13 protein-coding genes are annotated in these 13,481 nt (G+C 50.6%); 11 read left to right on the top strand and 2 right to left on the bottom strand.

Features of this window, described 5'->3' with window-relative positions; translation table 11 throughout:
- Positions 1 to 7 precede the first annotated feature (7 nt).
- The 11 genes from QUE34_RS18105 to srsR all read left to right on the top strand — a co-directional run bounded on the left by QUE34_RS18105 (position 8) and on the right by srsR (position 11,188).
- The gene (locus QUE34_RS18105) at positions 8 to 1,285 is read left to right on the top strand and encodes a zinc-binding dehydrogenase (RefSeq protein WP_103253865.1); all 1,278 of its coding nucleotides are present in this window, start codon (positions 8 to 10) and stop codon (positions 1,283 to 1,285) included.
- Positions 1,282 to 2,247: a class II fructose-bisphosphatase gene (gene glpX / locus QUE34_RS18100; RefSeq protein WP_103253864.1), complete on the top strand. Its 966-nt coding sequence runs from the start codon at positions 1,282 to 1,284 to the stop codon at positions 2,245 to 2,247. Before QUE34_RS18105 ends, glpX begins: the two co-directional genes overlap by 4 nt.
- Before the next feature lie 21 nt (positions 2,248 to 2,268).
- Positions 2,269 to 2,778 carry a fumarase E gene (gene fumE / locus QUE34_RS18095; protein ID WP_103253863.1) on the top strand — a complete coding sequence of 170 codons (510 nt, stop codon included), beginning with the start codon at positions 2,269 to 2,271 and terminating at the stop codon, positions 2,776 to 2,778.
- A complete protein-coding gene (locus tag QUE34_RS18090) occupies positions 2,775 to 3,488 on the top strand; it encodes a nucleoside/nucleotide kinase family protein (protein ID WP_103253862.1) in 714 nt (237 codons plus the stop codon). The genes fumE and QUE34_RS18090 overlap by 4 nt, the downstream gene beginning before the upstream one ends.
- 284 nt (positions 3,489 to 3,772) lie before the next feature.
- Entirely contained in the window at positions 3,773 to 4,792 is a 1,020-nt protein-coding gene (gene epd / locus QUE34_RS18085) for an erythrose-4-phosphate dehydrogenase (RefSeq protein WP_000218480.1), read from the top strand.
- Positions 4,793 to 4,841: 49 nt separating this feature from the next.
- Positions 4,842 to 6,005 carry a phosphoglycerate kinase gene (gene pgk / locus QUE34_RS18080; RefSeq protein WP_000111269.1) on the top strand — a complete coding sequence of 388 codons (1,164 nt, stop codon included), beginning with the start codon at positions 4,842 to 4,844 and terminating at the stop codon, positions 6,003 to 6,005.
- 214 nt (positions 6,006 to 6,219) lie between these two features.
- Positions 6,220 to 7,299, top strand: coding sequence for a class II fructose-bisphosphate aldolase (gene fbaA / locus QUE34_RS18075; RefSeq protein WP_000034372.1), 1,080 nt, complete (start codon positions 6,220 to 6,222; stop codon positions 7,297 to 7,299).
- 357 nt (positions 7,300 to 7,656) lie between these two features.
- Entirely contained in the window at positions 7,657 to 8,517 is an 861-nt protein-coding gene (gene mscS, locus QUE34_RS18070) for a small-conductance mechanosensitive channel MscS (protein WP_000389817.1), read from the top strand.
- Positions 8,518 to 8,655: 138 nt separating this feature from the next.
- Positions 8,656 to 9,291, top strand: coding sequence for an arginine exporter ArgO (argO, locus tag QUE34_RS18065; protein WP_103253861.1), 636 nt, complete (start codon positions 8,656 to 8,658; stop codon positions 9,289 to 9,291).
- 92 nt (positions 9,292 to 9,383) lie between these two features.
- Entirely contained in the window at positions 9,384 to 10,124 is a 741-nt protein-coding gene (locus QUE34_RS18060) for an oxidative stress defense protein (protein ID WP_000669834.1), read from the top strand.
- Positions 10,125 to 10,291: 167 nt separating this feature from the next.
- Entirely contained in the window at positions 10,292 to 11,188 is an 897-nt protein-coding gene (gene srsR, locus QUE34_RS18055) for a LysR family transcriptional regulator SrsR (RefSeq protein WP_000350807.1), read from the top strand.
- On the opposite strand, the gene scpC is transcribed toward srsR, so the two are convergent.
- The gene (scpC, locus tag QUE34_RS18050; protein ID WP_000449927.1) at positions 11,185 to 12,663 is read right to left on the bottom strand and encodes a propionyl-CoA:succinate CoA transferase; all 1,479 of its coding nucleotides are present in this window, start codon (positions 12,661 to 12,663) and stop codon (positions 11,185 to 11,187) included. The genes srsR and scpC overlap by 4 nt on opposite strands.
- 23 nt (positions 12,664 to 12,686) lie before the next feature.
- Positions 12,687 to 13,472: a methylmalonyl-CoA decarboxylase gene (gene scpB / locus QUE34_RS18045; RefSeq protein WP_000122080.1), complete on the bottom strand. Its 786-nt coding sequence runs from the start codon at positions 13,470 to 13,472 to the stop codon at positions 12,687 to 12,689.
- Positions 13,473 to 13,481 lie beyond the last annotated feature (9 nt).

Genomic DNA, 13,481 nt, shown 5'->3' with positions numbered 1-13,481 from the left:
GGTAAAAATGAAAACCAAAGTTGCTGCTATTTATGGCAAGCGGGATGTCCGTCTGCGCGAATTTGAACTGCCCGAAATTACCGATAATGAACTGCTGGTGAGTGTAATTTCTGACAGTGTGTGTTTATCGACCTGGAAAGCGGCGTTACTCGGTAGCGAACATAAACGGGTGCCCGACGATTTAGAAAATCATCCGGTCATTACCGGGCATGAATGTGCCGGGATTATTGTTGAAGTGGGGAAAAATCTTACCGACAAATATAAAAAAGGCCAACGTTTTGTATTGCAACCGGCGATGGGGCTACCAAGCGGGTATTCTGCGGGATACAGCTACGAATATTTTGGCGGTAATGCTACCTATATGATTATTCCGGAGATCGCCATTAACCTGGGCTGCGTATTACCGTATCACGGATCTTATTTTGCTGCGGCGTCTCTGGCAGAGCCGATGTGCTGCATTATTGGCGCTTATCATGCCAATTATCACACCACGCAATATGTTTATGAGCATCGCATGGGCGTGAAACCTGGTGGCAATATTGCGCTGCTGGCGTGTGCTGGCCCGATGGGGATAGGCGCTATCGATTACGCTATTAACGGCGGCATACAACCGTCGCGGGTAGTGGTGGTCGATATCGACGACAAACGCCTGGCACAGGTGCAGAAGCTGCTGCCGGTGGAGCTGGCGGCCAGCAAAGGCATTGAGCTGATATATGTGAATACCAAAGGAATGGCCGATCCGGTACAGAAGCTGCGGGCGCTGACAGGAGATGCTGGGTTCGATGACATTTTTGTTTATGCGGCGGTGCCTGCTGTCGTTGAGATGGCTGACGAATTACTGGCGGAAGATGGCTGCCTGAACTTCTTTGCCGGGCCGACGGATAAAAACTTCAAAGTGCCGTTTAATTTCTACAACGTCCATTACAACAGCACGCACGTCGTCGGTACATCGGGTGGTTCAACGGACGATATGAAAGAGGCGATTGCCCTGAGCGCCACGGGGCAGTTGCAACCGTCGTTTATGGTGACGCATATCGGTGGCCTGGATGCAGTGCCAGAAACCGTTCTCAATTTACCGGATATCCCCGGTGGTAAAAAACTCATTTACAACGGCGTTACCATGCCGCTCACCGCCATTGCCGATTTTGCCGAAAAAGGTAAAACAGATCCGCTGTTTAAAGAGCTTGCGCGGCTGGTTGAGGAAACGCACGGCATCTGGAATGAACAGGCCGAGAAATATCTGCTGGCGCAATTTGGCGTTGATATCGGGGAGGCCGCGCAATGATGTCCCTGGCGTGGCCATTATTTCGCGTTACGGAGCAGGCAGCGTTGGCTGCCTGGCCGCAAACCGGATGTGGCAACAAAAATAAAATTGATGGCCTGGCGGTCACCGCGATGCGCCAGGCATTAAACGATGTCGCTTTTCGTGGGCGAGTGGTCATCGGCGAGGGAGAAATTGACCATGCGCCGATGCTGTGGATTGGCGAAGAGGTGGGCAAAGGCGATGGGCCAGAAGTCGATATCGCGGTTGACCCGATTGAAGGCACGCGGATGGTGGCGATGGGGCAGAGCAATGCGCTGGCGGTAATGGCTTTCGCCCCACGAGGCAGCCTGTTACACGCGCCCGATATGTATATGAAAAAGCTGGTCGTTAATCGGCTGGCGGCGGGCGCGATTGATCTGGCGTTACCCCTGGCGGACAACTTGCGCAATGTGGCGAAAGCGTTAGGCAAACCGCTGGACCAGCTACGTATGGTTACGCTGGATAAACCGCGCCTGAGAGCCGCAATTGAGGAAGCGACACAACTGGGCGTGAAGGTTTTTGCCCTGCCAGATGGCGATGTCGCCGCCAGCGTGCTGACCTGCTGGCAGGATAATCCTTACGACGTGATGTACACCATCGGCGGCGCGCCGGAAGGAGTTATTTCTGCCTGTGCTGTTAAAGCATTGGGTGGGGATATGCAGGCCGAGCTGATTGATTTTTGTCAGGCCAAAGGGGATTACACGGAAAATCGGCAGATTGCAGAACAGGAACGCCAGCGTTGCAAGGCAATGGGCGTTGACGTTAACCGTGTGTACTCGCTCGATGAACTGGTGAGGGGGAACGATATCCTCTTTAGCGCTACGGGCGTGACGGGCGGCGAGTTGGTGAATGGTATCCAACAGACGGCGAATGGGGTGCGGACGCAGACATTACTGATCGGCGGCGCGGACCAAACGTGTAATATAATAAACTCCCTGCATTGATGGTGATCTATCGGAAGACGAATGGCGACGCTGACAGAAGATGATGTGCTTGAGCAACTGGACGCACAGGACAATTTATTGTCATTTATGAAAACTGCATATGCCATTTTGCTCCAGGGGATACGCCAGTTTCTGCCGTCGCTGTTTGTCGATAATGATGAAGAGATCGTGGAATATGCAGTGAAGCCGTTACTCGCTCAAAGCGGCCCGCTTGACGATATTGATGTTGCGCTACGTTTGATTTTTGCGCTGGGGAAAATGGACAAATGGCTGTATGCCGATATCACGCACTTTTCCCAGTTCTGGCATTACCTGAATGAACAGGATGAAACGCCCGGATTTGCCGATGACATTACCTGGGATTTTATCAGCAACGTCAATAGCATAACCCGCAATGCGACGCTCTATGACGCGTTAAAAGCGATGAAGTTCGCTGATTTCGCCGTCTGGTCAGAGGTGCGTTTTAGTGGGATGGTCAAAACGGCGCTGACGCTGGCAGTAACGACCACCTTAAAGGAATTAACGCCGTGAAAATCGAACTGACGGTGAATGGATTGAAGGTACAGGCGCAGTACCCGAACGAAGAGATTGAAAATGTGCATAAACCGTTGCTGCGTATGCTGGCAGCCTTACAGACGGTAAATCCGCAGCGGCGTACCGTGGTTTTTCTTTGCGCTCCGCCGGGGACGGGTAAATCTACCCTAACCACTTTCTGGGAATATCTCGCGCAACAAGACCCGGAACTACCCGCTATTCAGACGCTGCCGATGGATGGTTTTCACCATTACAATAGCTGGCTGGACGCGCATCAATTGCGCCCCTTCAAAGGCGCACCAGAGACATTTGACGTTGCGAAACTGGCGGAAAATCTGCGCCAGGTCGTGGAAGGGGATTGTACGTGGCCGCAGTACGATCGACAAAAGCATGATCCTGTTGAAGATGTGTTGCACGTTACCGCACCACTCGTCATCGTCGAAGGAAACTGGTTGTTGCTGGATGACGAGAAGTGGCGGGCGTTGGCATCGTTCTGCGATTTTTCTGTTTTTATTCATGCCCCCGTTCAAATTCTGCGGGAACGCTTGATTAGTCGTAAAATTGCGGGGGGATTATCGCGGGATGAAGCCGAAGCTTTTTATGCCCGAACCGATGGTCCCAATGTCGAGCGTGTGCTGCTGAATAGTTGTCAGGCCAATCTGATATTAGAGATGACGGAAGAAGGCAGGTATAACTTCATAAGCTGACAATTTATTCCAGTTATTGTGCGGTTATTATTACGCCAGTCTGGAATAAAGCCTCCTGCAAGAAGGGAAGAAAGTGTGATACAAGTCAGATAATTGTCTTCTTTGACTGGACAATCATTCCTTTTATTCCACGTTTCGCTTATCCTAGCTGAAGCGTTTCAGTCGATTAAATGTTCGACAATTAACCAATCAGTCGCAGTTTGCGACAGGTAAGGTTTCCCCGGACGATTTGCTGGATTACTCTGTCTGGCAAATTTGCTCAGGGAAAACCTTGCAGGAGATCTATGACCGTACGCGTAGCGATAAATGGCTTCGGTCGCATCGGGCGTAATGTGGTTCGTGCTTTGTATGAATCCGGACGCCGGGCGGAAATTACCGTGGTGGCAATCAACGAACTGGCGGATGCTGCGGGCATGGCGCATTTGTTGAAATATGACACCAGTCATGGCCGTTTTGCATGGGAAGTACGACAGGAACGCGATCAACTTTTTGTTGGTGATGACGCCATCCGCGTATTGCACGAACGTTCACTGCAATCGCTCCCATGGCGTGAACTTGGCGTCGATGTGGTTCTTGACTGCACCGGCGTATATGGCTCCCGCGAGCATGGCGAAGCGCATATTGCCGCCGGGGCCAAAAAAGTGCTCTTTTCACATCCTGGCAGTAACGATCTCGACGCGACCGTGGTTTACGGCGTCAATCAGGATCAACTTCGTGCGGAACACCGCATCGTTTCTAACGCTTCCTGTACCACGAATTGCATAATTCCCGTCATCAAATTGTTAGATGATGCGTACGGTATTGAGTCCGGCACAGTGACCACAATTCACTCCGCCATGCACGATCAACAGGTTATTGATGCATACCATCCTGACCTGCGTCGCACCCGGGCAGCCAGCCAGTCGATCATTCCAGTCGATACTAAACTGGCCGCCGGTATCACACGATTTTTTCCGCAATTTAACGATCGCTTTGAAGCGATTGCGGTGCGTGTACCAACCATAAATGTGACGGCAATCGATTTAAGCGTGACGGTGAAGAAACCTGTAAAAGCCAATGAAGTCAACCTGTTGCTGCAAAAAGCAGCACAAGGTGCATTTCATGGTATAGTTGACTATACGGAATTGCCGTTGGTCTCTGTAGATTTTAACCACGATCCGCACAGTGCCATTGTCGATGGCACCCAAACCCGGGTCAGTGGCGCGCACCTGATCAAAACGTTGGTCTGGTGCGATAACGAATGGGGCTTTGCTAACCGAATGCTCGACACGACGTTAGCTATGGCTACTGTTGCTTTCAGGTAAGACGCAAGCAGCGTCTGCAAAACTTTTAGAATCAACGAGAGGATTCACCATGTCTGTAATTAAGATGACCGATCTGGATCTTGCTGGGAAACGTGTATTTATCCGTGCGGATCTGAACGTACCAGTAAAAGACGGGAAAGTAACCAGCGACGCGCGTATCCGTGCTTCTCTGCCGACCATCGAACTGGCCCTGAAACAAGGCGCGAAAGTGATGGTAACTTCCCACCTGGGTCGTCCTACCGAAGGCGAGTACAACGAAGAATTCTCTCTGCTGCCGGTTGTTAACTACCTGAAAGACAAACTGTCTAACCCGGTTCGTCTGGTTAAAGATTACCTCGACGGCGTTGACGTTGCTGAAGGTGAACTGGTTGTTCTGGAAAACGTTCGCTTCAACAAAGGCGAGAAGAAAGACGACGAAACCCTGTCCAAAAAATATGCTGCACTGTGTGACGTGTTCGTAATGGACGCATTCGGTACTGCTCACCGCGCGCAGGCTTCTACTCACGGTATCGGTAAATTCGCTGATGTTGCGTGCGCAGGCCCGCTGCTGGCAGCTGAACTGGACGCGCTGGGTAAAGCACTGAAAGAACCTGCTCGCCCGATGGTGGCTATCGTTGGTGGTTCTAAAGTATCTACCAAACTGACCGTTCTGGATTCCCTGTCCAAAATCGCTGACCAGCTGATCGTGGGTGGTGGTATCGCTAACACCTTTATCGCGGCACAAGGCCACGATGTGGGTAAATCCCTGTACGAAGCTGACCTGGTTGACGAAGCAAAACGTCTGCTGACCACCTGCAACATTCCGGTTCCGTCTGACGTTCGCGTAGCAACTGAGTTCTCTGAAACTGCACCGGCTACCCTGAAATCTGTTAACGATGTGAAAGCTGACGAGCAGATCCTGGATATCGGCGATGCTTCTGCGCAGGAACTGGCTGAAATCCTGAAGAATGCGAAAACCATTCTGTGGAACGGCCCGGTTGGCGTGTTCGAATTCCCGAACTTCCGCAAAGGTACTGAAATCGTGGCTAACGCTATCGCAGACAGCGAAGCGTTCTCCATCGCTGGTGGCGGTGACACTCTGGCAGCAATCGACCTGTTCGGCATTGCTGACAAAATCTCCTACATCTCCACTGGCGGCGGCGCATTCCTCGAATTCGTGGAAGGTAAAGTACTGCCTGCAGTAGCGATGCTCGAAGAGCGCGCTAAGAAGTAAAAAATCACAGGGCAGGGAAACCTGCCCTTGTTGCAGCGCGCTTTTAGAGCACGCATTTTTTCATACTCTAAATAATTCGAGTTGCAGGAAGGCGACAAGAGAGTGAATCCCCAGGAGCTTACATAAGTAAGTGACTGGGGTGAGCGAACGCAGACGCAGCACATGCAACTTGAAGTATGACGAGTATAAGGCCCGACGATACAGGACAAGAGACATGTCTAAGATTTTTGATTTCGTAAAACCTGGCGTAATCACTGGTGATGACGTACAGAAAGTTTTCCAGGTAGCAAAAGAAAACAACTTCGCACTGCCAGCAGTAAACTGCGTCGGTACTGACTCCATCAACGCCGTACTGGAAACCGCGGCTAAAGTTAAAGCGCCGGTTATCGTTCAGTTCTCCAACGGTGGTGCTTCCTTTATCGCTGGTAAAGGCGTGAAATCTGACGTTCCGCAGGGTGCTGCTATCCTGGGTGCGATCTCTGGTGCGCATCACGTTCACCAGATGGCTGAACACTATGGTGTTCCAGTGATCCTGCACACCGACCACTGCGCGAAAAAACTGCTGCCGTGGATCGACGGTCTGCTGGACGCGGGTGAAAAACACTTCGCAGCTACCGGTAAGCCGTTGTTCTCTTCTCACATGATCGACCTGTCTGAAGAATCTCTGCAAGAGAACATCGAAATCTGCTCTAAATACCTGGAGCGTATGTCCAAAATCGGCATGACTCTGGAAATCGAACTGGGTTGCACTGGTGGTGAAGAAGACGGCGTGGACAACAGCCACATGGACGCTTCTGCACTGTACACCCAGCCGGAAGACGTTGATTACGCATACACCGAGCTGAGCAAAATCAGCCCGCGCTTCACCATCGCAGCGTCCTTCGGTAACGTACACGGCGTATACAAGCCGGGTAACGTTGTTCTGACTCCGACCATCCTGCGTGACTCTCAGGAATATGTTTCTAAGAAACACAACCTGCCGCACAACAGCCTGAACTTCGTATTCCACGGCGGTTCCGGTTCTACTGCTCAGGAAATCAAAGACTCCGTAAGCTACGGCGTAGTGAAAATGAACATCGATACCGATACCCAATGGGCAACCTGGGAAGGTGTTCTGAACTACTACAAAGCGAACGAAGCTTATCTGCAGGGTCAGTTGGGCAACCCGAAAGGCGAAGATCAGCCGAACAAGAAATACTACGATCCGCGCGTATGGCTGCGTGCCGGTCAGACTTCGATGATCGCTCGTCTGGAAAAAGCATTCCAGGAACTGAACGCGATCGACGTTCTGTAAGATATTCCTTTCTGCTTATCTCAAGGCCCGCTCTGCGGGTCTTTTTTTCGCCAAAAGAAAAAATGCCTGATGCGCTACGCTTATCAGGCCTACACGTATCCTGCAATATACTGAATTTACAGGCTTTTGTAGGTCTGGTAAGGCGTTAAAGCCGCATCCAGTATGACAAATCGCACATTGCTATCTGTCTGAGGCCCGCTCTGCGGATCTTTTTTCACCAAAAGCAAGGTGATGCAGATGAGAAATCTGTGATCTATTTGGCAAAATTATGCTTTATTGTTTACCCTTGTCAGACTGCCCGTCATAAGGCGGCGGAGTGTATTTCTCCATTTTGAGTCAGTTGAAAAGGAATATTGAATGGAAGATTTGAATGTTGTCGATAGCATAAACGGCGCGGGGAGCTGGCTGGTGGCTAACCAGGCGCTGCTGCTAAGTTATGCAGTAAACATCGTGGCGGCACTCGCGATCATCATCGTTGGTTTGATTATCGCGCGGATGATTTCCAACGCGGTGAATCGCCTGATGATCTCCCGTAAAATCGATGCCACCGTTGCTGATTTTCTTTCTGCATTAGTCCGTTACGGAATTATCGCCTTTACGCTAATCGCTGCACTGGGCCGCGTGGGCGTACAAACAGCGTCAGTCATTGCTGTACTCGGTGCCGCAGGCTTAGCTGTTGGTCTGGCTTTGCAGGGGTCACTGTCTAACCTGGCCGCTGGCGTGTTACTGGTCATGTTCCGCCCGTTCCGTGCCGGAGAATATGTTGACCTCGGCGGCGTAGCCGGTACTGTGCTGAGCGTGCAGATTTTCTCCACCACCATGCGTACTGCAGACGGTAAAATTATCGTTATTCCGAACGGTAAAATTATTGCCGGGAATATTATTAACTTCTCCCGCGAGCCAGTTCGCCGTAACGAATTTATTATTGGCGTGGCGTATGATTCCGATATCGATCAGGTTAAGCAGATCCTGACCAATATTATCCAGTCTGAAGACCGCATTTTGAAAGATCGCGAAATGACTGTGCGTCTGAACGAACTTGGCGCATCGTCGATTAATTTCGTGGTCCGCGTCTGGAGCAAAAGCGGCGATCTGCAAAACGTGTACTGGGATGTGCTGGAGCGTATTAAACGTGAATTTGATGCCGCCGGTATCAGCTTCCCGTACCCGCAAATGGATGTGAACTTTAAGCGGGTGAAAGAAGACAAAGCTGCATAATCAACGCTGAGGCCAGATAATACTCTCTGGCCTCTCTCTTATTAGTTTTTCTGATTGCCAATTAATATTATCAATTTCCGCTAATAACAATCCCGCGATATAGTCTCTGCATCAGATACTTAATTCGGAATATCCAACGTGTTTTCTTATTACTTTCAAGGTCTTGCCCTTGGGGCGGCTATGATCCTACCGCTCGGTCCACAAAATGCTTTTGTGATGAATCAGGGCATACGTCGTCAGTACCACATTATGATTGCCTTACTTTGTGCTATCAGCGATTTGGTCCTGATTTGCGCCGGGATTTTTGGTGGCAGTGCGTTATTGATGCAGTCGCCGTGGTTGCTTGCGCTGGTCACCTGGGGCGGCGTAGCCTTCTTGCTGTGGTATGGTTATGGCGCTTTTAAAACAGCAATGAGCAGTAATATTGAGTTAGCCAGTGCCGAAGTCATGAAGCAAGGCAGATGGAAAATTATCGCCACCATGCTGGCAGTGACCTGGCTGAATCCGCATGTTTACCTGGATACTTTTGTTGTACTGGGCAGCCTTGGTGGGCAGCTTGACGTCGAACCAAAACGTTGGTTTGCGCTCGGGACAATTAGCGCCTCTTTCCTCTGGTTCTTTGGTCTGGCTCTTCTCGCAGCCTGGCTGGCACCGCGTCTGCGTACGGCAAAAGCACAGCGCATTATCAATCTGGTAGTGGGATGTGTTATGTGGTTTATTGCCTTGCAGCTGGCGAGAGACGGTATTGCGCATGCACAAGCCTTGTTCAGTTAGGCGCTATCTGATGGAAAAATAAAACAGAGGCGCTAAGCTTGCCTCCAGAGGTCCTGAATTTTGGGCAAGTCAATTAACACGGAGAGACTAACGTGAAGTTCAAAGTTATCGCCCTGGCGGCATTAATGGGTATTAGCGGGATGGCAGCGCAGGCTAACGAATTGCCGGATGGACCGCATATTGTCACCTCCGGTACGGCAAGCGTGGATGCGGTGCCAGACATTGCCACTCTTGCGATTGAAGTCAACGTGGCCGCGAAGGATGCCGCTACTGCCAAGAAACAGGCGGATGAGCGCGTCGCACAATACATTTCCTTCCTTGAACTCAATCAGATCGCGAAAAAAGATATCAGCTCAGCGAACTTACGCACCCAGCCAGATTATGATTATCAGGATGGTAAAAGTATCCTGAAAGGCTACCGTGCTGTGAGAACGGTGGAAGTCACGCTCCGTCAGTTAGACAAACTGAATTCCTTGCTGGATGGTGCGCTGAAGGCGGGTCTTAACGAAATTCGTTCTGTATCGCTGGGCGTGGCGCAGCCGGATGCCTATAAAGACAAAGCGCGTAAGGCAGCGATTGATAACGCGATTCATCAGGCGCAGGAACTGGCGAACGGCTTTCATCGTAAACTAGGGCCGGTATATAGCGTGCGCTACCATGTTTCCAACTATCAGCCCAGCCCAATGGTGCGGATGATGAAAGCCGATGCCGCGCCGGTCTCAGCCCAGGAAACTTACGAGCAGGCTGCTATTCAGTTTGATGATCAGGTCGATGTGGTCTTCCAGTTAGAACCTGTGGATCAACAACCCGCTAAAACACCTGCCGCACAATAATACTTGTAGCCCGACGTATTGGTCGGGCTAATGCCTTTACCCGATATTGCCTCCTTTTTCTGTAATTTTCTGTAAAACCATGACGTAATCACCTATCTTTGCTCGCGGTTTCATCAAGGATAGGCTAACTGAAACGGTTAAGCGGACAAGGATGCGGGGGAGCTGGGATGGACATTTTTATTTCGAAAAAGATGCGCAATTTCATTTTATTAGCGCAAACTAATAATATTGCCCGGGCGGCAGAAAAAATCCATATGACGGCTTCGCCATTTGGCAAAAGCATTGCCGCGCTGGAAGAACAAATTGGCTATACGCTATTTACCCGCAAAGATAATAATATCAGCCTCAATAAAGCCGGGCAGGAACTGTATCAAAAACTGTTCCCGGTTTATCAACGGCTTTCTGCGATTGATAATGAAATCCATAACTCAGGACGTCGTTCACGAGAAATTGTGATAGGCATAGATAATACTTATCCGACCATTATTTTTGATCAGTTGATTAGTCTCGGAGATAAGTACGAAGGCGTGACCGCCCAGCCAGTTGAGTTCAGCGAAAACGGCGTTATCGATAATCTTTTTGACCGTCAGTTAGATTTTATAATCTCCCCACAGCATGTATCTGCACGAGTTCAGGAACTGGAAAACCTGACTATTAGTGAACTACCACCGCTGCGATTGGGCTTTCTCGTTTCTCGCCGTTATGAAGAGCGACAAGAGCAAGAGTTGCTTCAGGAGCTACCCTGGCTACAAATGCGCTTTCAGAACCGGGCCAACTTCGAAGCAATGATTGATGCGAATATGCGTCCTTGTGGGATCAATCCCACCATTATTTATCGACCTTACAGTTTTATGGCCAAAATCAGCGCCGTGGAGCGCGGACATTTTCTGACGGTGATCCCGCATTTTGCCTGGCGACTGGTTAATCCGGCAACGCTGAAATATTTTGATGCGCCGCACAGGCCGATGTATATGCAGGAATATCTTTATTCAATCAGAAATCATCGTTATACCGCCACGATGCTTCAGCATATTGCTGAAGATCGTGACGGGACGAGTCATTAACCCAGCATCGAGCCGGTTGCAATTAAATTACGGTGTAAATCGAAGACGTGGCTAAGATCGTGGTGAATATGTCCGCCGGGCGCATTTTCCAGATAGCGATGCAGATAATCCCTATACATAGGATGTGCACAATTATCAATGATGGTGCGGGCGCGTTGAAGCGGGGAAAGACCACGCAGATCGGCGATCCCTTGTTCGGTGATGATCACTTTGACGCTGTGTTCGCTGTGATCAACATGGCTGCACATTGGCACGACGGTTGAGATCTTGCCTTCTTTAGCAATCGACGGGGCCATAAAGATCGACAGATACGCGTTGCGTTCAAAATCACCGCTGCCACCGATGCCGTTCATCAGATCGACCCCGGCTACGTGCGTTGAGTTGGCATGCCCGTAAATATCAAACTCCAGGCCGACGTTCAGAGCGATGACGCCCAGACGACGGATGATTTCCGGGTTATTGGAAATCTCCTGCGGACGCAACACAATGCGGCTGGCAAAGTAATCCATATTGTCGTAAATCTTGCGCAGGGAATCGGCCGAGATAGTCAGGCTGGAGGCGCTGGCCCCGCTGATTTTGCCCGTTTCCAGTAAATGCACCACCGATTCCTGTAGCACTTCCGAATACATCATGAACGGAGGAATTTCCGGGTTTTCCCCTAGTCGCGCCATGACTGCATTATTGATATTGCCCACGCCACTTTGCAGCGGCAGAAATTCCGGTGGAATACGCCCATGCGCCATTTCCTGCAACAAGAACGTGACCACGTTATCGGCAATCTGCTGGCACATGGGATTTTGCTTATCCAGCATATTACCGGCGTCGGGCAAGTTGGTTTCCACGACGGCGACAATCTTTTTCGGATCGATTTGCACATAGCGGGTACCGACGCGATCCATTGCATGGAAGATCGACACGCTATTGCGCCGCGGTGGCGCGCCAGGAATCACAATATCCGCCAGTTCTGCAACGCGCGGATCGTGATAGTGATTGAGTTCAATGATCACTTTCTTCGCCCGCAGCAGCCAGGTCGGCGCATTACCGATCCCGCTGGTTAACCAGACTCGGCCATCCGGTGCCAGTGCCGATGCTTCAATGACGGCAACATCAATTTCGCCGAAGAAACCGTAATTGACCATTTGCGCCACTTCGCTCAAATGCAGGTCAACGAAACTCACCGCGCCCTGATTGATCTTTTTACGTAAACCGGACGATGTTTGATATGGCGCACGCCAGGAAACAGCATCGGCGTCAGAAAGTACATCGTCAGCGGCGGCGCTGATTGACGCCCCCGTCAGCAGGCGAATTTGATACGGCTTTTTGGCCTCATGCTGTTCGTTAGCTCTGCGGGCAATCGCGTTGGGTAGGGCTTTCGGCGAACCCGCCGGGGTAAAGCCGCTAAATGCCACCATGTCGTTATGCTGGATAATTTCTGCCGCTTCATCGGCGGTCATCCTTGTCCACTGAGTTTCCATTTTTACTCCTTCGTTCGCAGGGATTAATGACCAACGAAATTAGGTTTACGTTTTTCGAGGAAAGCGTTCATCCCTTCCTGGTAATCTTCGCTGTCATAAACCGCGCGGCGCATCCCCTGAATACGTTCAAATTCATCGGAGTTCATGGTGTGCGCTTCGCCCAGTACACGCAGTTCTTCTTTGATAACGGCAATGGCTAACGGCGCTTTCTCAGAGATGTGGTGCGCCATTTGTAAGGTGAAATCTTCCAGTTCTTCCACTTCCACAACATGGTTGAGGATGCCGACAGCCAGCGCGCGCTGGGCTGTGATTGGCGAAGCGGTAAAAATCAGCTCTTTGACAATGTGGAAGCCCGCGTCGCGGGTCAGGTTGTGAATGCCGACCAGGTTATACGGGACGCCGAGGTTTACAGGCGTCATTGAGAAGGTTGAGGTACTGGCGGCGATGATCAGATCGGAACTCATGATCATTTCAAATGCGCCCCCCCAAACACTACCTTCCACCATCGAAATGATCGGTTTCGGGAATTTTTGGATCATGCGGGTGATTTGACGCAACGGATCATCATAGGAGAGCGGATCGCGACCGCCAGACGGCAGTTCGTGAATATCGTGACCTGCGGAGAAGACTTTGGATCCACTCGGCGCGCGCAAAATGATACAGCGAATTTCCGGCCGGTTGAGATCGCTTAATGCCTGCATAAGATCATCAATAAAGACTTTACTTAAGGCATTAAGTTTTCGGCCATAGTTAAACTCAATGACCGCCACTTTGTTGATAGTGACAACGTTCACATACTGATAAGACATAAAAATTCC

The sequence above is a fragment of the Escherichia sp. KS167_9B genome, assembly GCF_030295215.1.
Lineage (GTDB): Bacteria > Pseudomonadota > Gammaproteobacteria > Enterobacterales > Enterobacteriaceae > Escherichia > Escherichia coli_F.
The sequence above is the reverse complement of the archived record's forward strand: the minus strand, read 5'-3'. Positions and strand labels throughout refer to the sequence as shown.

Bases quoted from the DNA above. Each gene is read 5' to 3' on its own strand.
- QUE34_RS18105 (WP_103253865.1), top strand. From the start codon at position 8: ATGAAAACCAAAGTTGCTGCTATTTATGGCAAGCGGGATGTCCGTCTG.
- glpX (WP_103253864.1), top strand. From the start codon at position 1,282: ATGATGTCCCTGGCGTGGCCATTATTTCGCGTTACGGAGCAGGCAGCG.
- fumE (WP_103253863.1), top strand. From the start codon at position 2,269: ATGGCGACGCTGACAGAAGATGATGTGCTTGAGCAACTGGACGCACAG.
- epd (WP_000218480.1), top strand. From the start codon at position 3,773: ATGACCGTACGCGTAGCGATAAATGGCTTCGGTCGCATCGGGCGTAAT.
- pgk (WP_000111269.1), top strand. From the start codon at position 4,842: ATGTCTGTAATTAAGATGACCGATCTGGATCTTGCTGGGAAACGTGTA.
- fbaA (WP_000034372.1), top strand. From the start codon at position 6,220: ATGTCTAAGATTTTTGATTTCGTAAAACCTGGCGTAATCACTGGTGAT.
- mscS (WP_000389817.1), top strand. From the start codon at position 7,657: ATGGAAGATTTGAATGTTGTCGATAGCATAAACGGCGCGGGGAGCTGG.
- srsR (WP_000350807.1), top strand. From the start codon at position 10,292: ATGGACATTTTTATTTCGAAAAAGATGCGCAATTTCATTTTATTAGCG.
- scpC (WP_000449927.1), bottom strand. From the start codon at position 12,663: ATGGAAACTCAGTGGACAAGGATGACCGCCGATGAAGCGGCAGAAATT.
- scpB (WP_000122080.1), bottom strand. From the start codon at position 13,472: ATGTCTTATCAGTATGTGAACGTTGTCACTATCAACAAAGTGGCGGTC.